The 22,465-nt window shown below is 71.0% G+C and carries 25 protein-coding genes; 15 read left to right on the forward strand and 10 right to left on the reverse strand.

The annotated features are described in order from the left end of the window. Positions 1-70: 70 nt before the first annotated feature. Both MFF64_RS09765 and MFF64_RS09770 read right to left on the reverse strand, forming a co-directional pair. Positions 71-1,513, reverse strand: coding sequence for a DUF5666 domain-containing protein (locus MFF64_RS09765; protein WP_099899078.1), 1,443 nt, complete (start codon positions 1,511-1,513; stop codon positions 71-73). Positions 1,514-1,524: 11 nt separating this feature from the next. After that, a complete protein-coding gene (locus MFF64_RS09770) occupies positions 1,525-2,406 on the reverse strand; it encodes a DUF6502 family protein (RefSeq protein ID WP_099899080.1) in 882 nt (293 codons plus the stop codon). 147 nt (positions 2,407-2,553) lie between these two features. Between MFF64_RS09770 and MFF64_RS09775 the strand changes: the two genes are divergently transcribed. The 3 genes from MFF64_RS09775 to MFF64_RS09785 all read left to right on the forward strand — a co-directional run bounded on the left by MFF64_RS09775 (position 2,554) and on the right by MFF64_RS09785 (position 3,859). Further along, positions 2,554-2,757, forward strand: a complete 204-nt coding sequence (locus MFF64_RS09775; RefSeq protein WP_099899082.1) for a hypothetical protein — start codon at positions 2,554-2,556, stop codon at positions 2,755-2,757. A gap of 17 nt (positions 2,758-2,774) precedes the next feature. After that, entirely contained in the window at positions 2,775-2,990 is a 216-nt protein-coding gene (locus MFF64_RS09780) for a hypothetical protein (protein ID WP_099899084.1), read from the forward strand. Between the two features lie 101 nt (positions 2,991-3,091). Next, complete coding sequence (locus MFF64_RS09785; RefSeq protein WP_238190586.1) at positions 3,092-3,859, forward strand: outer membrane protein; 768 nt, start codon at positions 3,092-3,094, stop codon at positions 3,857-3,859. A gap of 254 nt (positions 3,860-4,113) precedes the next feature. Here MFF64_RS09785 and aroQ read toward each other — a convergent pair whose 3' ends face one another. Continuing rightward, complete coding sequence (aroQ, locus tag MFF64_RS09790; protein ID WP_099899088.1) at positions 4,114-4,560, reverse strand: type II 3-dehydroquinate dehydratase; 447 nt, start codon at positions 4,558-4,560, stop codon at positions 4,114-4,116. A 196-nt stretch (positions 4,561-4,756) separates the two neighbouring features. On the opposite strand from aroQ, the gene MFF64_RS09795 reads away from it, so the two are divergent. Further along, entirely contained in the window at positions 4,757-5,017 is a 261-nt protein-coding gene (locus MFF64_RS09795; RefSeq protein ID WP_099899090.1) for a hypothetical protein, read from the forward strand. 107 nt (positions 5,018-5,124) lie between these two features. Then, on the forward strand, positions 5,125-6,057 hold the full coding sequence (locus tag MFF64_RS09800) for a LysR family transcriptional regulator (RefSeq protein WP_099899092.1): 933 nt from the start codon (positions 5,125-5,127) through the stop codon (positions 6,055-6,057). A gap of 3 nt (positions 6,058-6,060) precedes the next feature. On the opposite strand, the gene MFF64_RS09805 is transcribed toward MFF64_RS09800, so the two are convergent. From MFF64_RS09805 to MFF64_RS09825, 5 genes are all read right to left on the reverse strand, one after another. Beyond that, positions 6,061-6,231, reverse strand: coding sequence for a hypothetical protein (locus MFF64_RS09805; RefSeq protein ID WP_165795498.1), 171 nt, complete (start codon positions 6,229-6,231; stop codon positions 6,061-6,063). Positions 6,232-6,314: 83 nt separating this feature from the next. Continuing rightward, on the reverse strand, positions 6,315-7,520 hold the full coding sequence (gene mmsB / locus MFF64_RS09810) for a multiple monosaccharide ABC transporter permease (protein ID WP_099899094.1): 1,206 nt from the start codon (positions 7,518-7,520) through the stop codon (positions 6,315-6,317). A gap of 9 nt (positions 7,521-7,529) precedes the next feature. Then, positions 7,530-9,113 (reverse strand): multiple monosaccharide ABC transporter ATP-binding protein, encoded by a 1,584-nt coding sequence (mmsA, locus tag MFF64_RS09815; RefSeq protein ID WP_099899096.1) that lies wholly within the window; start codon positions 9,111-9,113, stop codon positions 7,530-7,532. Continuing rightward, positions 9,113-10,195 carry a multiple monosaccharide ABC transporter substrate-binding protein gene (chvE, locus tag MFF64_RS09820; protein WP_099899098.1) on the reverse strand — a complete coding sequence of 361 codons (1,083 nt, stop codon included), beginning with the start codon at positions 10,193-10,195 and terminating at the stop codon, positions 9,113-9,115. The genes mmsA and chvE overlap by 1 nt, the downstream gene beginning before the upstream one ends. A 373-nt stretch (positions 10,196-10,568) precedes the next feature. Then, positions 10,569-11,327: an SDR family NAD(P)-dependent oxidoreductase gene (locus MFF64_RS09825; RefSeq protein WP_099899100.1), complete on the reverse strand. Its 759-nt coding sequence runs from the start codon at positions 11,325-11,327 to the stop codon at positions 10,569-10,571. Between the two features lie 135 nt (positions 11,328-11,462). On the opposite strand from MFF64_RS09825, the gene MFF64_RS09830 reads away from it, so the two are divergent. The 4 genes from MFF64_RS09830 to MFF64_RS09845 are packed head-to-tail and all read left to right on the forward strand — an operon-like array spanning position 11,463 to position 15,346. Beyond that, complete coding sequence (locus tag MFF64_RS09830) at positions 11,463-12,245, forward strand: FadR/GntR family transcriptional regulator (RefSeq protein WP_238190588.1); 783 nt, start codon at positions 11,463-11,465, stop codon at positions 12,243-12,245. After that, positions 12,242-13,264, forward strand: coding sequence for an aldose epimerase family protein (locus MFF64_RS09835; RefSeq protein WP_099899104.1), 1,023 nt, complete (start codon positions 12,242-12,244; stop codon positions 13,262-13,264). Before MFF64_RS09830 ends, MFF64_RS09835 begins: the two co-directional genes overlap by 4 nt. Then, a complete protein-coding gene (locus MFF64_RS09840) occupies positions 13,261-14,136 on the forward strand; it encodes an SMP-30/gluconolactonase/LRE family protein (RefSeq protein WP_099899106.1) in 876 nt (291 codons plus the stop codon). The genes MFF64_RS09835 and MFF64_RS09840 overlap by 4 nt, the downstream gene beginning before the upstream one ends. Positions 14,137-14,143: 7 nt before the next feature. Beyond that, positions 14,144-15,346, forward strand: coding sequence for an FAD-dependent monooxygenase (locus tag MFF64_RS09845; protein ID WP_238190590.1), 1,203 nt, complete (start codon positions 14,144-14,146; stop codon positions 15,344-15,346). Between the two features lie 129 nt (positions 15,347-15,475). Here MFF64_RS09845 and MFF64_RS09850 read toward each other — a convergent pair whose 3' ends face one another. Next, entirely contained in the window at positions 15,476-16,156 is a 681-nt protein-coding gene (locus MFF64_RS09850; protein WP_099901116.1) for a nitroreductase, read from the reverse strand. A gap of 130 nt (positions 16,157-16,286) precedes the next feature. Here MFF64_RS09850 and MFF64_RS09855 point away from each other — a divergent pair, with 130 nt between their 5' ends. The 5 genes from MFF64_RS09855 to MFF64_RS09875 all read left to right on the forward strand — a co-directional run bounded on the left by MFF64_RS09855 (position 16,287) and on the right by MFF64_RS09875 (position 20,529). Then, entirely contained in the window at positions 16,287-17,138 is an 852-nt protein-coding gene (locus MFF64_RS09855) for a transporter substrate-binding domain-containing protein (RefSeq protein ID WP_238190591.1), read from the forward strand. A gap of 46 nt (positions 17,139-17,184) precedes the next feature. Further along, positions 17,185-17,847: an amino acid ABC transporter permease gene (locus tag MFF64_RS09860; RefSeq protein ID WP_099901233.1), complete on the forward strand. Its 663-nt coding sequence runs from the start codon at positions 17,185-17,187 to the stop codon at positions 17,845-17,847. Between the two features lie 8 nt (positions 17,848-17,855). Beyond that, positions 17,856-18,644: an amino acid ABC transporter ATP-binding protein gene (locus MFF64_RS09865; protein WP_238190593.1), complete on the forward strand. Its 789-nt coding sequence runs from the start codon at positions 17,856-17,858 to the stop codon at positions 18,642-18,644. Then, positions 18,641-19,387 carry an SDR family NAD(P)-dependent oxidoreductase gene (locus MFF64_RS09870; RefSeq protein ID WP_238190595.1) on the forward strand — a complete coding sequence of 249 codons (747 nt, stop codon included), beginning with the start codon at positions 18,641-18,643 and terminating at the stop codon, positions 19,385-19,387. The genes MFF64_RS09865 and MFF64_RS09870 overlap by 4 nt, the downstream gene beginning before the upstream one ends. Positions 19,388-19,458: 71 nt before the next feature. Continuing rightward, positions 19,459-20,529, forward strand: a complete 1,071-nt coding sequence (locus MFF64_RS09875; protein WP_099902095.1) for an enolase C-terminal domain-like protein — start codon at positions 19,459-19,461, stop codon at positions 20,527-20,529. 107 nt (positions 20,530-20,636) lie between these two features. On the opposite strand, the gene hmpA is transcribed toward MFF64_RS09875, so the two are convergent. After that, a complete protein-coding gene (gene hmpA / locus MFF64_RS09880) occupies positions 20,637-21,881 on the reverse strand; it encodes an NO-inducible flavohemoprotein (RefSeq protein WP_238190599.1) in 1,245 nt (414 codons plus the stop codon). A gap of 93 nt (positions 21,882-21,974) precedes the next feature. On the opposite strand from hmpA, the gene MFF64_RS09885 reads away from it, so the two are divergent. Next, the gene (locus MFF64_RS09885) at positions 21,975-22,454 is read left to right on the forward strand and encodes an Rrf2 family transcriptional regulator (RefSeq protein WP_238190601.1); all 480 of its coding nucleotides are present in this window, start codon (positions 21,975-21,977) and stop codon (positions 22,452-22,454) included. The last annotated feature ends 11 nt before the right edge of the window (positions 22,455-22,465 follow it).

A 22,465-nucleotide genomic window follows, 5' to 3' on the forward strand; every position in this document is an offset into this window, starting at 1 on the left:
GGCACAGCGGCGAAGCTTTTTCGGGCTCAGGCGGCGGGGTTTCGACGGGTGGCGATTCGGCTGATTCGCCTCAGCGCCGCCCGCCACCACCTCCGAATCCGCCCCCGCCGAACCCACCAGGGCCATCGCCGCCCGGTCGGCCGAACCCGCCAGGACCACCGAAGCCCCCTTGGCCGCCCTGCGTGCCGAAGCCGCCGGGGCCACCAAAGCCACCCTGGCCGCCGAACCCACCTTGGCCGGTTGGGCCGCCGAAGCGGCCCGTCCCCTCGCCGCTCGGCAGGCGCGGGTCGATCTCGCCGCGGCCCTGGCCGCCGAACGGTCCTTCCCCACCCGGCCCGAAGGACCGACCCGACGGACCCGACCGTTCACCCGGACCTCCCAGCGATCCGCCCCGCCCCCCGTGGCCCGGCCCGCCATGTCCTGGTCTTCCAGGTTCCGGGCCTCCATATCCCGGGCCTCCATGTCCCGGGCCTCGATGTCCCGGGCCTCGATGTCCCGGGCCGCCTCCCAGGCCGCCCCGCCCGGCTCCGCCGCCCGGACCGCCCTGGTCTCGCGTCCCGCCCCGCCCGGCCGGATCGGGTTGTAGCCGCACGCCATCGAGATCGACCCGGCCGCCGCGGCCGGTGCGCCCGTCGAGGATCGCGAGCCCGCCGCCGGCCGGGACGAGGCCGCCGCCACCGGATACCGCGTAGCCGGCACCGGTGCGCAAGGCGCCACCCTCGCGGGTCACGTAGGCCTCGATCGAGAGGCGGCGCGCTTCCGCCCCGAACGGCTCGGCTGCCGGCACCGCCCGCGTCACCGCGAGCCGGCCGCCGGTCAGGCTCCCCTCCGCCACCGCCCGCCCGCCGACGAGCGCCGGATCGAGGCCGGCGAGCGGCAGGTTGCCGATGCGCAGAGCCCCTGCGGGCCCGCGCCGCACCGGACCGGCGACGAGGTCCGGTGCCGTTCCGGCCGGGTCGATCCGGCTCGCCGCGATGCTGCCGTCGGGCCGGCGAAGGCCGCTCACCGCGACCCGCTCGCCGACCCGTGGCCGCGGCATCTCGGGCGGCAGCCCGGCAGTGGCGACCGCTTGGCCGAGCACCGTCAGCCGGTCGGGAGCGACGCGCTGCACCGGGCCGACCACCTCGTGGATCACCGCGATGCCGGCGGTGGACAGCCCGCTCTCCCCCGGCAGCGCCAGGGTGCGCACCACCTGGCCGACGCGCAGGTCCTCGGCCCGGGCCGGGCGCCCGTCCATCGTCACCGGCACGTCGGGCGGGTAGGCGATGCGCAGGTCATTGACGATGATGCTGCCGAAGCCCCGGATCGTACCGACGACGCCGGTGCCGCCGATGCCGCGATCGCCCTCCTCGTCGGGCCCCGGCCGGATGCCGGTGCCGCCGATCCCCTGGTCGAGGATCTTGTCGCCGGCGGCTCCCGCGGGACCCGCGACCGCGATCCAGCTCGCGCCGGAGAGGAGGCCCAGGACGCCTCGCAAGAGGCCGCGCCGGCTGACGGATGAGGCGCGTCGCACGGGCCGCTCCCTCACGCCTTGGGCTCGGGCAGCGGCGCGGAGTCGGGCCGAGCTCGCGGCGCGTCGTTCATTCGGGCCTGCGGCGCGTCCTCGGAATAGATGTAGATGCCGAAGTTCCAGCGCGCCTCGCCACCTGCATCGGTCTCGCAGGCCGCGTGCGCCTCGCGGTTGGCCTGCTGCAACGCCTCCATGGCGATCTCCCGCGCCCGCCCCTCGAGCCGCCGCGCCAGGTCGGGCGACAGCCCGTCGTAATGCACGGCACGCTCGAAGAAGCGCGGCTTCTCCTCCAGGATGTTGGTGACTGCAGCGGCGATGTGGTCATGGAGGTTGCGGCCGAAATAGTAGAGCTGCTGGCCGCCGCCGCCGCTCGGCACGAAGGCGGCCTCGGCCAGCACGATGCGCTCCTGCGGGTCGAGCGTCACGAGCCCGCGGTCGAGCCATTCGTCGAGCACCGCCCGCGGGCGCAGGTCCCGGGTCACCGAGGCGACCAGGCTCTCGAAGGAAGGCCCGCTCTCGGCCACCCGCGGCAGGGCCCTCGGCCGGCCGTCGGCCTCCGTGAAGTCGGGCGCGGCGACCCAGCGCGCGATGATGCGGCTGGTGCGCGAGACCGCGGCCGGCACCGCGCTCACCGGCGCGCCGGCCCCGCGCAGGCGGCGAACCTCCTTGCGGTGGATGCCGGTGAGCAGGCTCACCCGGCTGTCGGTCTGGTCCTTGCCGGGCAGGGCGAAGTCGTACTCGGCGACGTTCACGTACAGCTCGCGCAGGAGATCGATCAGCGCCGGGAAGGTGATCCCGCTGCGCACGAACAGCCGCACCAGCGGCCGCAGCAGCCGAGCGAGCGGGGCCTGCAGCGCACCGGCATCCGGCGACAATCTCGGGTTCGGCTCTGACATCGCGATCGTTGTAGCCCAGGCACTGTGGGACACAATCCCACGAAAGCGCGGCGCACCGTGTTTTCCGGTTGACGTGGGAATTTTGCCCACTTAGACCAGAGGCCGTGGTCAGATTTCCCACGCCGTCAGCAGCCGCAGGACAACCCGATGGCCAGCCCCCTCCCCCTCGTCCGCCCTTCCGACGAGCCCCTCAGGCTTCAGGCCGCCCCGCGACAGCGTCTCCCGTCGCGGCTCCCCGCCGCGATGCTGGTGCGCGGCCTGGCTGTCATCGCGGGATTGGGGATGCCGGTGGCGGCGGCGAGGCTGGCCGACCTCGTCCATCCCGCACCCGCGGTCTCCCCGGCCCGCTGACACAGGAGTTCGCCCCCATGCTCGAAGCTCTGCGCAGCGACCGGTCCCACCCCGCGCCCCTCGGCCGGGCCTTCCCGGCCCCGGAGATCGAGGAGTTTCGCCCCGCTCTCCGCTCCCGGCGCGAGCCGGTCGATGGCGGCGAGACCCTGATCGTCGCCGCGCTCTGCGTCGTGATCGGCGGCGCGATCCTGCTGGTCGCCCTCCAGGCGGTCTGCATCGTCCAGAACCTCTGACGCGGTTCGGATGCGCCGGCGCGACGCCGGCCGATACCTGACGGCCGGGACGGCTCGCCGCCCCGGCCCTTCCCCGAAGACCCGCACACACGGCATCCCTGATGACCAGATCGACCGAAGCGCTCGGCCTCGCCGCCGCGCTCGCCCTCACGGCTGCCCTCGCGGCCGCCTCGCCGGGTTCCGCCGCCGACCTGCCGCGCCGGGCCGCCCCGCCGCCGGCCTTCACCCCCGTTCCGGTCTTCACCTGGACCGGCTTCTACGCCGGCCTGAATGCCGGCGCCGGCTTCGGCGGTGCGGGCGGCACCTTCACGGACACCACCTACGGCACGGTGAGCCCGGGCAGCCGCGACGCCGCCTTCGTCGGCGGCGGCCAGATCGGCTACAATTACCAGATCACGCCAGGCTCCGGCTTCGTGGTCGGCGCCGAGGCCGACATCCAGGGCACCACCTTCGGGCGGGCCCGGAGCGGGCTCGTCGGCACCACAACCTTCTACGATATCGGCCCGAGCCTCGACTGGTTCGGCACCGTGCGCGGCCGGATCGGCTACGCCTTCGACCGCTTCCTGGTCTATGGCACCGGCGGCTTCGCCTATGGCAGCGGCAGCACGCCGTCGAACGCCTCGTATTACACCGGCACCCTGCCCGGCAGTTTCCGCACCGGTTGGACGGCCGGCGGCGGCGTCGAATACGCCATCACCGACCGCCTGAGCGCCAGGATAGAGGCGCTCTACGTCAGCCTCGAGCGCAACGGCGGCAGCGGCAGTCTCATCTACGACACCGCCACCGCCGCGTATTACGGCCTCGGCAAGCCCAAGTCGGAGTTCGGCGTGGTACGCGCCGGCCTGAACTACCGGTTCTCGACGGACTGATTTTCCCCCAGCATCAGGACGTTCGAGAGGGCCGGAGGCGGGCGACCGCCTCCGGTCCACCTGTTCCCGTGTCGCGCCCCGTCCCGAGGCGGATCACGGTCGGGCATGCGGGAGATCCCGAATGCCCGACCGACGTCGGTCCCGCAGGTTGCGGCAGGGAGGACGGGCGCCGCGGCAGTTCTCCGCTCTAGGAGCGCTCTCCGTGATGCGGTCGAGGCTGAACCGTGTCTCGGTGACGAAGAAGAGCTCGGCCTTCACGCCTTCGCGTCGATCAGCTGCGCGAGGCGGCGCAACGCCAGCCCATACCCTTGCGTGCCCAGGCCCGCGATCACCCCGTCGGCGCGCAGCGAGACGTAGGAGTGATGGCGAAAGGCCTCGCGCTTGTGGACGTTCGAGATGTGCACCTCGATCACCGGCGCGTCGAAGGCGTTGAGCGCGTCGAGGATCGCCACCGAGGTGTGGGTGAAGGCCGCCGGGTTGATGACGATGCCGCCGGCGGTCTCGCGCGCCTCGTGGATCCAGTCGATGATCTCGTATTCGCGGTTCGACTGGTGGAAGCGGATCTCCAGGCCCAGCTCGCCGGCGAGCGTGCGGCAGGAGGCCTCGACATCGGCGAGCGTCTCGCTGCCATAGATGTGCGGCTGGCGCTTGCCGAGCAGGTTCAGGTTCGGGCCGTTCAGCACGTAGACGAGGCGGCTCATGGGCGGGGCTCCTTGGTGCGGGGCGCGGAACCTGCGTTAGGCGCCGGTCCGCCAGCCTGCGTCAACCGTCCCGTCAGAGCCGGACGGCATCGCCACGATAGGCGAACGGCATTGGCGGGCGGGGGCACGCCGCGGCGATGATCACGGACAGACAGCGGGACCTCCCGGCCCGCTTCCCGAACAGAGGATCTGTCCGATGCGCAGCCTTCTCCTCGCCGGCGCCGTGCTCGCCGCCTTCTCGACCAGTTCCGCCGACGCCTGGACCCAGTCGCTCCTGCATCCCGAGGGCCAGGGGACGGCCGTCGTGACCACGATGCCGACGCCCCCGCGCTACAGCGGCTATGATGATGCGGCCCGCCGCGCGGCGACGCGGCGGGTCCCACCCGCGCCGACCGGCGTGACCGCCCCGACGCGGCCCTCGGACCCGCCGGCCTGGCCGTCCTGCCCGTGGTGCTGAGGGACGCGTCGCGGCGTCGTTCCCGGCTTCCTCCCGCGATGCTAGCCTCGTGACCGTCCCCGACGCCCGGGGCATCCGGTTCGTGGCTCGCAGAGCGGAGAGCGCCGATGGAGATGCATCAGGTCCGCTACTTCCTGGCCCTGTGCGAGGAGCACAACTTCACCCGCGCGGCCCAGGCCTGCCACGTCACCCAGCCCTCCCTCACCCGGGCGATCCATTTCCTGGAGCAGGAACTGGGCGGAGCCCTGTTCCATCGCGAGCGCACCGGCACGCAGCTCTCCGAGCTCGGCCGCACCGTGCGGCCCTACCTGGAGGAGGTCTACGCCAAGGCGCAAGCGGCGCAGGAAGAGGCCCGCGCCTTCGGCAGGCAGCGCCGCACCCGCCTGACCCTCGGGGTGATGTGCACGATCCAGCCCGACGCCCTCGTCGGGCTGATCGGCGGCCTGCGATCACGGCATCCGGATCTCGAACTCGACATCGTCGATGCCAGCGCGATCGCCCTCGAGGAGCGCCTGCTGTCGGGCGACCTCGAGGTGGCGCTCTACTGCCTGCCGGGCCGGGAGCCCGATCCGCGGCTCCACCACCTCGCCCTGTTCCGTGAGCCGATGGTGATCGCGGTGGCGGTCGGACACTCGCTCGCCGCCCTCGACGCGGTCCGCCCGCAGGACCTCAGCGGCCAGCACTACGTGCACCGCCTCAACTGCGAGTTCCGCGGCGTCGCCGGCCCGCTCTGGGAGGCGCAGGGCTGCACGGCGTGCGAGACGATCTACCGGAGCGAGCGCGACGACTGGATCCTGGCGATGATCGCGGCGGGGCTCGGCTTCGGCTTCATGCCGCGCTCCTGCGCCCATCATCCCGGGGTGGTCACGCGCCCGCTGGTCGAGCCGGAATTCTGGCGCCAGGTCAACCTCGTCACCGTCCGCGGCCGGCCGCACGCCCCGGCAGTCGGCGCGCTCCTGCGCGAGGCGATGCGCGCGGAATGGTTCGGCGCCCCCGCCCTGGCGGCCGAGCGCGAGCGGACCCGCAGCGGCGAGGCCTGAGGGCTAGCCTTCGGCCTTGTCGCCCTGCCCCTTCTTGGCGCCGCCCGCCGGGTCGGTCGCGTCCTCGCCCCCGGGCTCCGGCGCATCGCGTCCCTGGGGAGTCAGGCGCGGCCGGCTGATCTCGTCCTCGTCCACGCCCGGCGGCTCGGTCTTGTTCGGGTTCTGGTTGGTCATGAAATACTCCCCGGGAGACAAATCCTCCCGGGCAACGCCTGGCGACTGGCCGGGTTCGCGCCGGGGATGCCCGGCCCGGTACCTCAGCGCTTGCGATAATACTGATCGATGCTCACGGCGCCCAGCAGCACGAGCCCCTTGATGACCTGCTGGTAGTCGATGCCGATGCCGAGGATCGACATGCCGTTGTTCATCACGCCCATGATCAGCGCGCCGACCACCGCGCCCGTGACCTTGCCGACGCCGCCCGAGGCCGAGGCGCCGCCGATGAAGCAGGCGGCGATGACGTCGAGCTCGAAGCCTAAACCCGCCTTCGGGGTCGCGGTGTTGAGGCGGGCGGCGAAGATCAAGCCGGCGAGCGCGGCCAGCACGCCCATGTTGACGAAGGTGAGGAAGGTCAAGCGCTCGGTGTTGATGCCCGACAGCTTGGCCGCCTTCTCGTTGCCGCCGAGCGCGTAGATCCGCCGGCCGATCACCGTGCGGCTGGTGACGAAACGATAGAGCAGGATCAGCGCGAACATCACGATCAGCACGTTCGGCAGGCCGCGATAGGTGGCGAGCCAGGTGCTGAAGGCGACGATCACCGCGGCGACCAGCGCATTCTTGAGCGCGAAGGCCCCGATCGGCTCCGGGGTGAAGCCCTGGCGCTGCTGGCCGAGGCGCCGGCGCAGGTTCGAGCCGATGAGGATCAGCGCCAGCGCGACGCCGACGAGGACCGAGGTGATGCGCAGCGAGCCGCCGGTGACGATGTCCGGAATGAAGCCGGAGCTGAGCTTCTGGAAGTCGGAGGGGAACGGCCCGACCGACTGACCGGCGAGCAGCGCCAGGGTCAGGCCCTTGAACACCAGCATGCCGGCGAGCGTCACGATGAAGGACGGGATGCGCAGGTAGGCGACCCACCACCCCTGCGCCGCGCCGATGATGCCGCCGGCGACGAGGCAGAGCAGCGTCGCCGGGAGCGGGTGCAGGTCCATCTGCACCATCAGCACCGCGGCGAGCGCGCCGATGAAGCCCGCGGTCGAGCCGACCGACAGGTCGATGTGACCGGCCACGATGACCAGCAGCATGCCCAAAGCCATCACCACGATGTAGCTGTTCTGCAGCACCAAGTTGGTGAGGTTGAGCGGGCGCAGGAGCGCCCCGTCGGTGAAGAACTGGAAGAAGATCACGATGCCGATGAGGCACAGGATCATGCCGTAGTCGCGCAGCGAGCCGGAGAAAGCCTTGCCGTTGAAGCCGGCGATCACCGGCGGGCGCGGGGCCTGGAGAGGGGTGGCGGTGTCGCTCATGGTGGGTCGCTAGCCTCCCGAGGTGACGATGGCCCGCATGATCGCCTCCTGGGAGGCGTCACCTGCGGAGAGTTCGCCGACGATGCGGCCACGGTTCATGACGAGGATACGGTCACACATCCCGAGGAGTTCGGGCATCTCCGAGGAGATGATCAGCACGCCCTTCCCTTGGCCGGCGAGGTCGTTGATGATCGCGTAGATCTCGTACTTGGCGCCGACATCGATGCCGCGGGTCGGCTCGTCGAGGATCAGCACGTCCGGGTCGGTGAAGAGCCACTTGCTCAGGACGACCTTCTGCTGGTTGCCGCCCGACAGGTTCATCGTGGCCTGGTCGATGCCCGACGAGCGGATGCGCAGGCGCTCGCGGTAGCGTTCGGCCACCACCCGCTCCCGATCCTCGTCGATCACGCCCCTCGCGGCGACGCCCGCGAGGTTCGCCAGCGACACGTTGGTGCGGATGTCCTCGTGCAGCACCAGGCCGTAGCCCTTGCGGTCCTCGGTCGCGTAGGCGAGGCCGGCGTGAATCGCCTTCTCGACGGTTCCGAGATCCGCCGGCTCGCCGCGGAGACGCGCCTCGCCGGCGACGCGCTGGCCGTAGGCGCCGCCGAACAGGCTCATGGCGAACTCGGTCCGCCCGGCCCCGAGCAGGCCCGCCATGCCGACGACCTCGCCGCGGCGAACGGTCAGGCTCACATCCTCGACCGCCAGGCGCTCGGGATGGAGCGGGTGGCGCACGCTCCAACCCTTGACCTCCAGCAGCGGCTCGCCGATGGAAACACCCTCCCGCGGCGGATAGCGGTGGGCGAGGTCGCGCCCGACCATGCCCTTGATGATCCGGTCCTCGTCGAGCGTCCCGTCGGGCCCCAGCATCGCCGCGCGGGGCAGCGTCTCGACGCTTGCGCCGTCGCGCAGGATCGTGACGCTGTCGGCGACCCGGGCGACCTCGTTGAGCTTGTGCGAGATCAGGATCGAGGTGATGCCCTGCTCGCGGAACGCCTCGAGCAGGGCGAGCAGCGCAGCGCTGTCGCTCTCGTTAAGCGAGGCGGTGGGCTCGTCGAGGATGAGGAGGCGCACCCGCTTCGACAGCGCCTTGGCGATCTCGACGAGCTGCTGCTTGCCGACGCCGAGATGGGTGACCAGGGTCTCGGGCGCCTCGTTCAGGCCGACCCGGGCGAGCAGGTCCCGGGTGCGTGCCATGGCGAGGGGCCAGTCGATCACGCCGAAGCGCGAGGCCGCCTCGTTGCCGAGGAAGATGTTTTCCGCGATCGACAGGAGCGGCACCAGGGCGAGTTCCTGGTGGATGATGATGATGCCGAGCGCCTCGCTGTCGGGGATGCCGGAGAAGCGACGCTCCTGCCCGTCGAACAGGATGCTGCCGTCGTAGGAGCCGGCGGGGTAGACCCCGCTCAGCACCTTCATCAGGGTCGACTTCCCGGCCCCGTTCTCGCCGCAGACGGCGTGGATCTCGCCGGCGCGGACGGCGAGGGTGACGTTGTCGAGCGCCTTCACGCCCGGGAACGTCTTGGTGATGCCGCGCATCTCCAGGATCGGAGCGGCATTCGGCATCACGCACGAGGCCGGGGACGCCGCCATCACTTGACCTGCGAGGCCTTGTAGTAGCCGCTGTCGACCAGGATCGTCTGCCAGTTGGACTTGTCGACCGTCACCGGCTTCAGCAGGTAGGACGGCACTACCTTGACGCCGTTGTTGTAGGTCTTGGTGTCGTTGACCGGGACCTGGCCGCCGGTCGAGATCGCGTCGACCATGTCGCTCGTCACCTTGGCGAGCTCCCGGGTGTCCTTGAACACCGTCATGCTCTGGTCGCCGCGTACGATCGCCTTGACGGAGGGAACCTCGGCGTCCTGGCCGGTGATGACCGGCATCGGCTGGTCGGACGAGCCGTACCCGACGCCCCTCAGCGACGAGATGATGCCGATCGAGATGCCGTCATAGGGCGAGAGCACCGCGTCGAGGCGCTTGTTGCCGTAGAAGGCGGAGAGCAGGTTGTCCATCCGGGCCTGGGCCGCGGCGCCGTCCCAGCGCAGGGTCGAGACCTTGTCCATCCCGAGCTGCTTGCTCGGCACCGTCAGCTTGCCGGAATCGATGTAGGGCTTCAGCACCGACATCGCGCCGTCGTAGAAGAAGTAGGCGTTGTTGTCGTCGGGAGAGCCGCCGAACAGTTCGATGGTGAACGGCCCCTTGCCGTCCTTGAGGCCGAGCTTGTCGACGATGTAGCTGCCCTGGAGCACACCGACCTGGAAGTTGTCGAAGGTGGCGTAGTAATCGACGTTCTTCGAGCCACGGATCAGGCGGTCATAGGCGATGACCTTGATGCCGCGGTCGCTCGCCTGCTGCAGCGCGTCCGACAGGGTGGTGCCGTCGATCGCCGCGATCACCAGCACCTTGGCGCCGGTGGTGATCATGTTCTCGATCTGCGAGAGCTGGTTCGGGATATCGTCCTCGGCGTATTGCAGGTCGGCGGTGTAGCCCTTGGCCTTGAGCGCCTGGACCAGGCCCTGGCCGTCGGCGATCCAGCGCGCCGAGGACTTCGTCGGCATCGACACGCCGATCTTGCCCTTCTGCTGGGCTTGATCCTTCTGCTGGGCCTGCGCCGGGGATGCGAGCATCGCGGCAGCCATCAGGGCTCCGCCGATGAGGGCGACGAACGACTTCATGCTTCCTCCCAATCCCCGCGTCTTCGCTGCGCGGGGCTGCCGGTGATTGGTGCCCGGCAGGATTGTGTCCTGCCATTCTGCCGGAGCTCTTGTTTCTACATCATGGCTGCCGGGATGCCCCAGCGGTGGAGAGGCTCTTCCTCACAACCCATCGGTTCGACTCAACGACTCTTTCCCACCCTCGACCTCATCCTGAGGTGCTGCTGCTTGCAGTAGCTCGAAGGGGGCTCCAGATTGCTGGGAGACTTCTGGAGCCCTCCTCCGAGGCTCACTTCGTTCGCACCTCAGGATGAGGGCGCGCATAGGTTGGCGATAGACAGCGGAGGATACGAGACCTTTGGACGAGTGAACCCTGGTAAGTCGGGTCTCGTCCTCACACCCAGCCGCCGTCCACGACGTAGTGCTGGTTGGTGCAGGCGCCGGCCTCCTCGGAGGCGAGGAAGACGGCGAAGCGGGCGACATCGGCCGGCACCAGCTTGCGCTTGAGGCACTGCCGAGCGTTGATCTCGGCCTCAGATTCCGGGGTCACCCAGAGGGCGAGCTGGCGCTCGGTCATGATCCAGCCCGGCGCCAGCGCGTTGACGCGGATGCCGAAGGGCCCGAAATCCCGGGCGAGGGATCGGGTCAGCCCGATCACCCCCGACTTGCAGGCGGTGTAGGCCGCCATGCCGCCCTGGCCGATCATCCACGAGACCGAGCCGAAGTTCACGATCGCGCCGGCGCCCTTCGCCTTCATGTCGGGAAGGACCGCCTGGGCGGCGAAGAACTGGTGCTTGAGGTTCACGGCGATGCGGCCGTCCCAATAGGCCTCCGTCACCTCCTCGGTGGCGTGGCGCTCGTCATGGGCGGCATTGTTCATCAGCACGTCGATTGGCCCGAAGCGGTCACGGATCCGGCCGATCGCGGCCTTGAGAGCCGGAATATCGGTGACGTCGGCAGGCTCGAAGGCGACCGCGAGGCCCTCCGATTCGAGTTCGGAGGCCAGGGACCGGGAGGGCGCCTCCGCGATGTCCAGGAAGCCGACCCGTGCCTTCTGCCGGGCGAAGTGCCGGACCAGCTCGGCCCCGATGCCGGAGCCGCCGCCCGTCACCACCACGACCTTGCCCGCAAGGTCCGGATAGATTGCCGCCAACGCTTCCTCCCTCGAAGCCCGCCGGTTCGCTCGACGCACTGAAAATCATTTAATATGACTATTCCAGTGGCCCGGCCCTTATCGCGGAATCCTGACGCGCGGGCAAGAGGCGAAAAGCGGCGGGAGGATGCAACCTTGGATGAGATCGGCGCCGAAACCGTGCCACGGCGGTGTCCGGGCCACGCCCGGGTGGCCCGAGCGCTCGGCACCGCCATCGTCGCCGGGCGCTACCCTGAGGGCGACGTGCTGCCGGGCGAGCCGGTGCTCCTCGCACGCTTCGGGGTGTCGCGCACGGTCCTGCGCGAGGCGATGAAGACCCTGTCGGGCAAGGGCATGCTGGAGGCCCGCACCCGGGTCGGCACGCGGGTGCGCGAGCGGGCGGCCTGGAACCTGTTCGACCGCGACGTCCTGGCCTGGACCATCGAGGGCGGCATCGATCGCCGCTTCCTGCGCGACCTCGCCGAGATCCGCCTCGCCGTCGAGCCCGCGGCCGCCTCCCTCGCAGCGGAACGCCGGACCACTGCCGATCTCGACCGGCTCGATGCCAGCGTCGCAGCGATGCGCGCGGCGCCGGGTCTCGATCCGGCCTTCGCCGAGGCCGATCTCGCCTTCCATCTCGCGCTGGCTGATGCCTCCGGCAACGTCTTCATGCATTCCGTCGGGGCGGTGACCGAGGCGGCTCTCGACGTGCTCTTCCGGTTGAGCCGGCCCACCGACCCGCGGGCGCACGCCGTCTCCTGGCGCGCCCACGCGGCGATCGCGGCGGCGATCCGGGCCCGCGACCCTGCGGCCGCTGCCCGGGCGACCGAGGCGGTGGTGCGGGACGGCCTGAGGAACAGCGAGGCGGCGGTGGAGAGGGCGCCCCCTCCGCCCTACCCTACCGTGAGCCCGCCCTGCGCCCGAAGGAGCCCGGAATGAGCGACACTGCCCGCATCTCGGGCCCCGTCCCCGTCGGCGCGATGCCGGATGGCCGCCCGATCCTGGAGGCGCGGCTCGCCGGCGAGGGGCTGGCGGTCTCGATCCTGGACCTCGGGGCGGTGATCCGCCGGCTCGACTTCCACGGCCACCCGATGGTGCTCGGCCGCGACGACCCGCACGACTACGTGGCGAAGACGCCGCAATGCGGCGCGATCGTCGGCCGCTTCGCCAACCGGATCGCGGGCGGGCGCTTCACCCTCGACGGGACGACCTACGACCTTCCCCGCAACGAGGCCGGCCGCAACCACCTGCATGGCGGTGCGGCGGGATTCTCGCGCCGCAACTGGACCTTCGCCGAGGTGGGAGAGCGCAGCCTGACGCTGACCTACCGCGCGGCGGATGGCGAGGAGGGCTATCCGGGCGCCCTCGACGTCGCCTGCACCTACGCCATCACCGGCCCCGGCACCCTGCGCATCACCCTGACGGCGCGCACGGACGAGCCGACCATCGTCAACCTGACGAACCACAGCTACTTCAACCTGCTCCTGCCTCGTCAAGGCTTTCCGGCCCCGACCATCGACGATCACGTCATCGAGATCCCGGCCGAGTCCTACCTGCCGGTCGACGATGGCCAGATCCCGACAGGGGAGATCGCCCCGGTCGCCGGCACGCGGTTCGACCTGCGCCGCCCGACGCGCATCGGGGGCCGAGCCTTCGACCACGCCTTCGTGCTCGGGCGCGAGACGACACCCGAGCCCCGCACGGTCGGCCGGGTCACGGCGGCGGGCAGCGACGTGGCGCTCACGGTGCTCGCCACCGCGCCGGCGGTGCAGTTCTACGACGGCACGCATCTCGCCAAGGCCGGCCTCGGCTTTGCGGCCCGCTCCGCGCTCTGCCTCGAGCCGGAGGCGTTTCCGGATGCGCCCAACCACCCGGGCTTCCCGAGCGCGACCTTGCGCCCGGGCGAGACCTACCGCCAGATCATCGAGTACCGCTTCACGAAGGAGACCGCGCGATGAGCGGCTGGGCCGGCATCTTCTGCGACCGCGCCTGCATCCTCGGCGAGGGGCCGGCGGCGCATCCCGGCCTCGGCCGGCTCTACTGGCTCGACATCCTCGGCAAGCATCTGGCGGAGCGGTCATTCTCGGGCGGCAGCACCACCCTGCACGACCTGCCGGTGATGGCCTCGATGGTGGCGCGGATCGACGACCATACCCTGCTGCTCGGGGCCGAGGACGGCCTGTATCTCCGCGACATCGCGAGCGGCCGGCTGCGGTTGCTGACGCCGCTCGAGGCCGACCGGCCGGAGACCCGCTCCAATGACGGCCGGGTCCATCCGAGCGGGGCCCTGTGGCTCGGCACGATGGGCAGACGAGCCGAGTCCGGGCTCGGGTCGATCTACTGGTTCTTCCGCGGCGAACTCCGAACACTGTTCACCGGTCTCACCATCCCGAACGCCATCGCCTTCGCGGCCGACGGCGCGAGCGCGACCTTCGCCGATTCCGAGGCCGGGACGATCTGGCGCGTCGCTACCGATCCGTCGACCGGCCTGCCGGTCGGCGAGCGTCAGGTCTTCGTGCAGGTCCCGGCCTCCGAGGGTGCGCCGGACGGCGCGGTGATCGACGCGGAGGGCCTGCTCTGGAATGCCCGCTGGGGCGGCGCCAGCCTCGATGCCTACGCGCCCGACGGCACCCGGGTGCGCAGCATCGCGCTACCGGCCCGCCAGGTGACCTGCCCGGCCTTCATCGGGCCGGACGCCGACACCCTGGTGGTGACCTCGGCGACGGAAGGCCTCGACCCGGACCGGACCGACGACCGCTTCGCCGGGCGGACCTTTTCGGTTCCAGTGAAGGTGAAGGGGCGGTTCGAGCCGGCGGTGCGGGTGGAATAGAAGGCCCATGCCCCGCCGCATCCTGATCGCCGGCGCCAGCATCGCCGGCACCACCGCCGCCTGGTGGCTCGGCCGCGCCGGCGTCGACGTCACCGTGGTCGAGCGTGCGCCCGCCTTCCGCGACGGCGGCCAGAACGTCGACGTGCGCGGGGTCGGCCGCGCCGTCCTGCACGAGATGGGGCTGGAGCGGGCAGCGCTCGACCGCGGCACCGGCGAGGGGGGGACCGCCTGGGTCGACGCCGCGGGCCGGGCCCGGGCGCGTTTCATGACCGGCGAGATGGAGGGCGAGGGCCCGACCGCCGAGTTGGAGATCCTGCGCGGCGACCTCGCCCGCCTGCTCTACGAGGCGACCACCGAGCACGCTGCCTTCCGGTTCGGCGACAGCATCGCCCGAGCCGAGGAGGACGGGACCGTCGCCTTCGTGGGAGGCGCGACGGAGCGCTACGACGCCGTCATCGTCGCCGAGGGCGTCGGCTCCGCGACCCGCGAGCGGGTGTTTCCGGGCGAGAACGACTCGCGCTGGATGGACCTGACGATCGCCTACTTCACGATTCCCCGCACGCCCGACGACGATCGGCTCTGGCGCTGGTACAACGCGCCCGGTGGCCGCAGCGTGTCGCTGCGCCCCGACTCGCACGGCACCACCCGGGCGATGCTGTCGATCCATGGGCCGCTGCCCGAGGCGCAGAGCTGGGACGCCCCACGCCAGAAGGCCTTCCTGCGCGAGCGCTTCCGCGACGCCGGCTGGGAGACGCCGCGGGTGCTCGCGGGTCTGGACGAGACCGACGACTTCTACTTCGACGTGCTGCGCCAGGTGCGGATGCCACGCTGGTCGCGCGGCCGCATCGTCCTCACCGGGGACGCGGCCTGGTGCGCAACCCCGCTCGCCGGCATCGGCGCCACCTTGGCGATCACCGGAGCGCGGGTGCTCGCCGGGGAGTTGACCCGCGGCGGCGACGTGCCGGGTGCCCTCGCGGCCTACGAGCGGGCGATGCGTCCGATGGTCCAGCAGGCGCAGGGCGTGCCGAAGATCGCCCCGCGATTGATGCATCCGCGCACGCGGGCCGGCATCCGCCTGCTGCACGCGGCCTTGCGGGCAGCGAGCCTGCCAGCCGTTCGAGGGGTGACGGGGACGCTGTTCGGGGGACGGCGGGACGAACCGGACCTGTCGCGCTACGAGGATGGGCGGGTGAGGATGGCCGTCCGGTAGATGGTCGTCTGAAGACGAAAAAATCTTTGCGCGCTGGATTTGATGGTCTCTGCGTCAGCCCCGGCTCCGCTGCGCGGCACCGGAATGACGCGGAGAGTCGGGCCTCATGCGATCAGACCGAGCAACCGATCAATGATCGTGGAACACCGTATACGCCTCCACCGGCTCCCGCTCCGCCCGTAATGCATTCACCGGCTCGCCCGGATCGGCAAAACCCAGAGCCATCCCGCACACCACCATCTCGCTCTCCGGCACCCCGAGCTGGGCCCGCACCACGCCCGGATAGCTCGCGATCGCCGCCTGCGGGCAGGTATCGAGGCCGCGGCCGCGGGCGGCCAGCATCAGGGTCTGCAGGAACATCCCGTAATCGAGCCAGCTGCCCTGCTCCATGTCGCGGTCGATGGTGAAGACGAGGCCGACGGGGGCGCCGAAGAACACGAAGTTGCGACCCATTTGGCGCTTCGCGCCCTCCCGGTCGCCCTTTTCGATCCCGGCCAGCCCGTAGAGCTGCCAGCCGAGGGCGCGCCGGCGCCCGAGATACGGGTCGCGCCAGTCGACCGGGTAGTACTCGTATTCCCGGGCCTCCGGCGCGTCGCTCTCGTGCGCCGCCGTGAGCGCGCCGGTGAGGCGCCGGAGGGCCCGGCCGGTGACGACGTGGACCTTCCAGGGTTGGATGTTGCTGCCGCTCGGCGCCCGGCCGGCGAGCGCGATCAACTCGCGGATCGTCGCCTCCGGCACCGGATCGGGCCGGAAGCCCCGGACGCTGCGCCGACTGATGATCGCCGCGTCGATGGCTTTGTCCTCCGTCATATGGTCGTCTCCCCTCGTCACACCTTCGGCACGCGCATGCCGATGGATTAAACCACCCTACCCCGTGGCCTCTGGCCCGCCACGTGCTAGCGCGACCGCAAGGAACGTTCGTGGAGAAGGAATTTTCGTGATGCTGTCGCGCAGATCGCTGGCAGGCCTGGTCGGGGCCGGCACCATGGCGGCGGGGGCGGCTGCCTCCGCGCTCGTAACCCCGGCCGTGGCGCAGGACGCGTCCGAGAGCGCCTTCGACCGGATCCGCCGCACCAAGAAGCTCCGCACCGCGGCGGTGGCCGGCGGCGCGCCGTACTACCAGAAGGACATTGCCACCGGGCAGTGGCGCGGCTTCTACGTCGACATGGCGAAGGCGCTCGCCGCCGAGCTCGAGGCGGAGCTGGAACTGTCCGAGACCACCTGGGGCAACGCGGTGCTCGACCTCCAGGCCAACAAGATCGACCTGTTCTTCGGCCTCAACCCGACCCCGAAGCGGGCGCTGGTGGTCGACTTCTCGGTGCCGGTGTTCAGCAACGCCTTCACGGTGATCGCCAAGAAGGGCTTTGCCCCGAAGACCTGGGCCGAGCTGAACAGCCCCGACGTGAAGCTCGCGGTCGATGTCGGCTCCTCGCACGACGCCGCCGTGACCCGGCTCTGCCCCAAGGCGCAGGTCGTGCGCTTCAAGTCCGCCGACGAGGCGACGCTGGCGCTCTCGACCGGCCGGGTCGACGCGCAATGCCTGGTCCTGATGCTGGCGATGACCGTTCTGAAGAAGAACCCGGCCCTCGGCCAGTTGGTCGTGCCGAACCCGGTCTTCGCCACTACCTCGAATGCCGGCTTCCGGCGCGAGCGCGACAAGACCCTGCGCGACTTCGTCAACACCTGGATCGACTACAACAGGGGCCTCGGCTTCATCCGCCAGACCATCGTGTCGAACATGGAGCTGGTGGGCGTGTCCGAGGCCGACATGCCGGCCGGCGTCTCGCTGTGAGCCGGCAGGGGCGTGGGCCGGCCTGATAGGTACACCTGGAATTGACATGTACACTTGGGATTTCGGCTCGCTCTGGACCTATCGCTGGCTGTTCGTCCAGGGGCTCGGCGTCACCGCGGCCTTCACGGTCGCGATCGTGGTGATCGGGCTCCTGGTCGGCTTAGGCGCCGGCCTGGCGAAGCTCTCGCATCTCGCGCCCCTGCGCTGGCTCAGCAACGCCTATATCGAAGTGTTCCGCTGCACCCCGCTCCTGGTGCAGCTGGTGTGGTTCTACTACGCCCTGCCGATCCTCGCGGGGATCGAGATCTCGGCAATCGGCGCCTCGGTGCTGGCGCTCTCGCTCTACGGCGGCTCGTTCTACGCCGAGATCATCCGCGGCGGCATCGTGTCGATCGACCGCGGCCAGGGCGAGGCGGCGGCGGCCCTCGGCATGACCCCGGCGCAGAGCCTGCGCCGGATCATCCTGCCCCAGGCGCTCAAGCGCATGGTGCCGCCGCTGATGAACCAGTCGATCATCCAGTTCAAGAACACCTCGCTGGTCTCGGTGCTGGCGGTGCCGGACCTGCTCTATCAGGGCCAGGTCGCGGCACATGACAGCTATCGCCCGCTGGAGATCTACACGCTCGTGGCGGTGCTGTACTTCGCGGCGCTCTACCCGCTCACCTGGATCGTGCGCCGGGGCGAGCGGCGCCTCGCCACCAGCGATTGAGGGCGGCCATGGCAGAGAGCTCAGTTCCGAAGATCGCGATCGCACATCTCGCCAAGAGCTTCGGCGCGCATGCGGTGCTCAAGGACGTGTCGCTCACCGTGCCGGCGGGCGGGGTGGTGGCGCTGATCGGGCCGTCGGGCTCCGGCAAGTCGACGCTGCTCCGCTGCATCAACCTGCTGGTGGTGCCGGATGCCGGCGAGGTCCGGGTCGGGGCCGATGCGTTCCGATTCGGCCCGGGCACCCGATTGCCGGGGACGAAGGCCCTGGCGCGGTTCCGTGCCGGGACCGGCATGGTGTTCCAGCACTTCAACCTCTTTCCGCACCTCACCGCCCTCCAGAACGTCATGGAGGGGCCGGTCACCGTGCAGCGCCTGCCCAAGGCGGAGGCTGAGGCGCGGGCGCGGGCACTGCTCGACAAGGTCGGCCTCGCCGACAAGGCCGAGCAGTATCCGAGCCGCCTGTCGGGCGGGCAGAAGCAGCGCGTCGCCATCGCGCGGGCGCTCGCCATGGAGCCCGAGGTGATGCTGTTCGACGAGGCGACCTCGGCCCTCGACCCGGAGCTGGTCGGCGAGGTCTTGGGCGTGATGCGGGCGCTCGCCGCCGACGGCATGACCATGGTGATCGTCACCCACGAGATCGCCTTCGCCCGCGAGGTCGCCGACCGGGTGGTCTTCCTGCGCGACGGCGTCGTGGTCGAGGAGGGCCCGGCCCGCACCCTGATCGACGCGCCGCGGCACCCCGACACCCGGGCCTTCCTGGCCCATTTCCACCGCCGCGGCGAGACGGTGACCCCATGACCCGGGTCGCCCTGGTGACGGGGGCGGGGAGCGGCATCGGCCGCGCCACGGCTCTGGCCCTCGCTGCACCCGGCCACGGCCTGGTGCTGCATAGCGGCCGCAACGCGACGGGCCTCGCGGAGGTGGCGGAGGCCGCCCGCGCCCGGGGCGCCGCGGTGGCGACCTGGCTCGGCGACCTCGCCGATCCGGAGACCGGCCCGCGCGGCGTGGCGCTCGCTGCCGAGACCTTCGGGCGCCTCGACGCCGTGGTGGCCGCCGCCGGCAAGGCGCAAAGGGGCGGAGCGCTCGCGCTCGATCCGGGCGGCCTCGCGAGCGCGCTCGCCCTCTCGGCCGATTCGTTCCTGCGCCTCGCGCAAAGCTCCGTGCCGCTGCTGCGGGCAGGCCATGCGCCGCGGATCGTCGCGGTCTCTTCCTACGTCGCCCATCTCTATCGAGCCGATCTCGGCCTGTTCGCGGCCTCCTCCGCCGGCCGCGCCGCCCTGGAGGCCCTGGTGCGGAGCCTCGCCCGCGAACTCGCCCCGGACGGCATCACCGTCAACGCCGTGGCGCCGGGCCTGACCCGCAAGGATCCGGGCCGCGCCGGGGCGCTGTCGGCGGAGGCGATCGCGACCCTCGAATCCGCCATTCCCCTCGGCCGCCGGGCCGATCCGGCGGAGATCGCCGGCGTGATCGCCTTCCTCGCCTCGCCGTCCGCCTCCTACGTCACCGGCCAGGTCATCCACGTCGATGGAGGGCTCACGTGAGCCGCATTCCCCTCACCGACCCGCTCGTCATCGAGCACCTGCGCGTCGTCCTGATCGAGAGTCCGATCAGGATGGCGCGCCGCCAGGGCGTCGGCGACGTCAAGGGCACGGTGAAGCGGGTCCTCCTGCGCCTGACCACCCGGGAGGGCATCGTCGGCTGGGGCGAGGCGGCGCCGTGGGAGGTGTTCACCGGTACCGCCGAAGGCGCCTTCTCGGCCCTCGATACCTACCTGCGCCCGCTGATCCTCGGCCGCTCGGCGAGGTCCGTGCGGGCGCTCGCCGCCGATCTCGACCGGGCGCTCACCGGCCACACCGACGCCAAGGCGGCCGTCGAGATGGCCCTGTTCGACATCCTCGGCCGCGCCGCAGGCCTGCCGGTGGCCGAGCTGCTGGGCGGCCGGGTGCGGGACAGGATCCCGCTCTCGTTCTCGGTCGCCGATCCGGATTTCGACGCCGACCTCGCCCGCATGCACGCCATGACGGCGGAGGGCCACCGCCTGTTCAAGGTGAAGACCGGGGTGAAGTCCCATACCGAGGACCTCGCCCATCTGGAGGCCATGCGGGCGGCCTTCGGTGAGCGCATCGACCTCAGGGTCGATTACAACCAGGCGCTGGCGCCGTTCGGGGCGCTGCGGACCTTGCGCGACGTCGAGGTTTTTCGGCCGACCTTCATCGAGCAGCCGGTGGCCCGCCGCCACCTCGACGCGATGGCGGATCTCACCGCCGCCCTCGACACCCCGATCCTCGCGGACGAGAGCTGCTTCAACGCCGCCGACGCGCTCGAGGTCGTGCGGCGCCGGGCCGCCGACGCGGTCTCGGTGAAGCTGATGAAGTGCGGCGGGATGCTGAAGGCGCAAGCGCTGATGGCGATCGCCGAGACCGCGGGCCTGCCGGGCTACGGCGGCACCCTGTGGGAGGGCGGCATCGCGCTCGCCGCCGGCACCCAGCTCATCGCCGCCACCCCCGGTATTTCGCTGGGCTGCGAGTTCTACATGCCCCACCACGTGCTGACCGAGGACGTGCTGGAGGCGCGGGTGCCGGTCGAGGCCGGCGACGTGGTGGTGCCTCAGGCCCCGGGGCTCGGGATCACGGTCAGCGAGGCGGCGATCCGGGAGAATGCGCGGGTGCTGGCGGAGGCGTGAGGCCCTGCCAACCCCGTGCCGAACAAGCACCGATCCTCTCTCGCGACCTCATCCTGACGTCGCGAGTGGGACGGGAGAGCGACGCAAGAAGGGCCGGCGATTTGTCCCTACGCCGCCATGCGGGTGTTTTCCTCGTCCAGCTCGTCCGCCGGCCCGAAGAACTCGTACCGGATGCGCTCCGCCGGTACACCGAGGCGGGCGAGGCCGTGGACCAGGCTGGCGAGAAAGGGTTTCGGGCCGCACAGGTAGTAGGTCGCCTCCGCCGCCGGGGTGTGGGCGACGAGCCAGTCGGGGGTGATGCGGCCGGCCGCATCGTAAGCGACGCCCAGCCGGTCGCCGGCCTCCGGCGCCTCGTACAGAGTGTGCAGGCGGATCGCCGGGCGATCGGCGGCGAGCTGCCGGGCGCGCCCGGCCATGGCGTGGACCCGGCCGTTCAGCGCCCCGTGGACGTACCAGGTCGGCCGCTCGGGCGTTTCGGCGTGGATCGTCTCCAGCATGCTCATCATCGGGGTGAGGCCGACGCCGCCGCTCACCAGCACCACCGGTGCCGACGAGCCGCGATCAAGCACGAAGTCGCCGGCGGGCGCCGCGACGCTCAGCACCGTGCCGGGATGGGCCGCCTCGTGCAACCAGGACGAGACAAGGCCGGTGGGCCGGCCGGGCGTCGCCTCGCGCTTCACGGTGACGCGGTAGGCGCGGTCGTTCGGCGCGCAGGAGACCGAGTAGTTGCGCTTGAGCACGCCGTGTCCGGGCAGGTCGAGCCGGATCCCGAGAGACTGGCCGGGCTGGTGGCGCAGCACGGGGCCTCCATCCACCGGGACCAGCACGAAGGAGCGGATCGTCTCGCTCTCGAGGATCACGCTCTCGATGCGGAAGTCGCGCCAGCCGGTCCAGCCGCCGGGCCGCGATTCATGATCGTGGTAGATCGCGGCCTCGCGATCGATCAGGATGTCGGCGAGGTACCAGTAGGCCTCGCCCCAGGCGGCGCAGATTTCCGGGGTCGCGGCGTCGCCGAGCACGTCCTGGATCGCCCCGAGCAGCGCCTCGGCGACGGATGCGTAGTGGGCCGGCTGAATCGCCAGGGTGACGTGCTTCTGGGCGATGCGTTCGACCGCGCCGGAGAGCGCGCCGAGATTGTCGATGTTGCGCGCATAGGCCAGCACCGCGTTGGCCAGAGCCTTGGGCTGGGAGCCGGTCTCGCCGTGATGCGACTGGTTGAACAGGTCGCGGATCGCCGGATCCTGGAACAGGCGCTCGTACATCCGCCGGGTGATCGCGAGGCCGTGCGCCTCGAGGGCCGGCACGGTGGCCTTGACGAGGGCGATGGTGGCGGGGCTCAGCGAGGACGGCATGGCGGCTCTCAAAGGTATATTTCCCATACACCTTATAAGATCGCCTTTTGAAGGTGCATAGGATTTACATGTTATGAGGCGGGCGAGGCTCCCATGCGCCTGACGCGCTACACCGACTACGCCCTGCGCACCTTGCTGTATCTCGGCGCCAACGAGCCGCGGCAGAGCTCGATCGCCGAGATCGCCCGGGCCTACGGCATCTCCGAGAACCACCTGACCAAGGTGGTGCACCAGCTCGGCCGCCTCGGCCTGGTGCGCACCATCCGCGGCCGCGGCGGGGGCCTGCGCCTGGCGCTTCGCCCCAGCGAGATCGTGGTCGGCGCGGTGGTGCGGCAGACGGAGGAGGACCTGGCTCTGGTCGCGTGCTTCGGCGACGGGGCCTGCGCCATCACCCCGGCCTGCCGCCTGCGCCACGCCCTGGCCGAGGCGCTCGCCGCCTTCCTGGCGGTGCTCGACGGCTACACCTTGGCCGACCTCCTGGCGGGGGGCGCGGCGCCGGATCTGGCGCGGCTGCTGGGCTTGCCGGAGCCGGGAGGTGACAGATTGGATTCGTCAGGTGCCGGACGCCCTTGATGGGGTGTCGC

Source organism: Methylobacterium frigidaeris (assembly GCF_022179185.1).
Lineage (GTDB): Bacteria > Pseudomonadota > Alphaproteobacteria > Rhizobiales > Beijerinckiaceae > Methylobacterium > Methylobacterium frigidaeris.

Excerpts from the sequence above, each read along its gene's own strand:
- MFF64_RS09845 (WP_238190590.1), top strand. The coding sequence starts at position 14,144 with ATGCCCCGCCGCATCCTGATCGCCGGCGCCAGCATCGCCGGCACCACC.
- MFF64_RS09865 (WP_238190593.1), top strand. The coding sequence starts at position 17,856 with ATGGCAGAGAGCTCAGTTCCGAAGATCGCGATCGCACATCTCGCCAAG.
- MFF64_RS09785 (WP_238190586.1), top strand. The coding sequence starts at position 3,092 with ATGACCAGATCGACCGAAGCGCTCGGCCTCGCCGCCGCGCTCGCCCTC.
- mmsA (WP_099899096.1), bottom strand. The coding sequence starts at position 9,113 with ATGGCGGCGTCCCCGGCCTCGTGCGTGATGCCGAATGCCGCTCCGATC.
- MFF64_RS09770 (WP_099899080.1), bottom strand. The coding sequence starts at position 2,406 with ATGTCAGAGCCGAACCCGAGATTGTCGCCGGATGCCGGTGCGCTGCAG.
- MFF64_RS09835 (WP_099899104.1), top strand. The coding sequence starts at position 12,242 with ATGAGCGACACTGCCCGCATCTCGGGCCCCGTCCCCGTCGGCGCGATG.
- MFF64_RS09850 (WP_099901116.1), bottom strand. The coding sequence starts at position 16,156 with ATGACGGAGGACAAAGCCATCGACGCGGCGATCATCAGTCGGCGCAGC.
- MFF64_RS09780 (WP_099899084.1), top strand. The coding sequence starts at position 2,775 with ATGCTCGAAGCTCTGCGCAGCGACCGGTCCCACCCCGCGCCCCTCGGC.
- chvE (WP_099899098.1), bottom strand. The coding sequence starts at position 10,195 with ATGAAGTCGTTCGTCGCCCTCATCGGCGGAGCCCTGATGGCTGCCGCG.
- hmpA (WP_238190599.1), bottom strand. The coding sequence starts at position 21,881 with ATGCCGTCCTCGCTGAGCCCCGCCACCATCGCCCTCGTCAAGGCCACC.
- MFF64_RS09775 (WP_099899082.1), top strand. The coding sequence starts at position 2,554 with ATGGCCAGCCCCCTCCCCCTCGTCCGCCCTTCCGACGAGCCCCTCAGG.
- MFF64_RS09885 (WP_238190601.1), top strand. The coding sequence starts at position 21,975 with ATGCGCCTGACGCGCTACACCGACTACGCCCTGCGCACCTTGCTGTAT.
- MFF64_RS09875 (WP_099902095.1), top strand. The coding sequence starts at position 19,459 with ATGGCGCGCCGCCAGGGCGTCGGCGACGTCAAGGGCACGGTGAAGCGG.
- MFF64_RS09795 (WP_099899090.1), top strand. The coding sequence starts at position 4,757 with ATGCGCAGCCTTCTCCTCGCCGGCGCCGTGCTCGCCGCCTTCTCGACC.
- MFF64_RS09805 (WP_165795498.1), bottom strand. The coding sequence starts at position 6,231 with ATGACCAACCAGAACCCGAACAAGACCGAGCCGCCGGGCGTGGACGAG.
- mmsB (WP_099899094.1), bottom strand. The coding sequence starts at position 7,520 with ATGAGCGACACCGCCACCCCTCTCCAGGCCCCGCGCCCGCCGGTGATC.
- MFF64_RS09860 (WP_099901233.1), top strand. The coding sequence starts at position 17,185 with ATGTACACTTGGGATTTCGGCTCGCTCTGGACCTATCGCTGGCTGTTC.
- MFF64_RS09870 (WP_238190595.1), top strand. The coding sequence starts at position 18,641 with ATGACCCGGGTCGCCCTGGTGACGGGGGCGGGGAGCGGCATCGGCCGC.
- aroQ (WP_099899088.1), bottom strand. The coding sequence starts at position 4,560 with ATGAGCCGCCTCGTCTACGTGCTGAACGGCCCGAACCTGAACCTGCTC.
- MFF64_RS09840 (WP_099899106.1), top strand. The coding sequence starts at position 13,261 with ATGAGCGGCTGGGCCGGCATCTTCTGCGACCGCGCCTGCATCCTCGGC.
- MFF64_RS09800 (WP_099899092.1), top strand. The coding sequence starts at position 5,125 with ATGGAGATGCATCAGGTCCGCTACTTCCTGGCCCTGTGCGAGGAGCAC.
- MFF64_RS09855 (WP_238190591.1), top strand. The coding sequence starts at position 16,287 with ATGCTGTCGCGCAGATCGCTGGCAGGCCTGGTCGGGGCCGGCACCATG.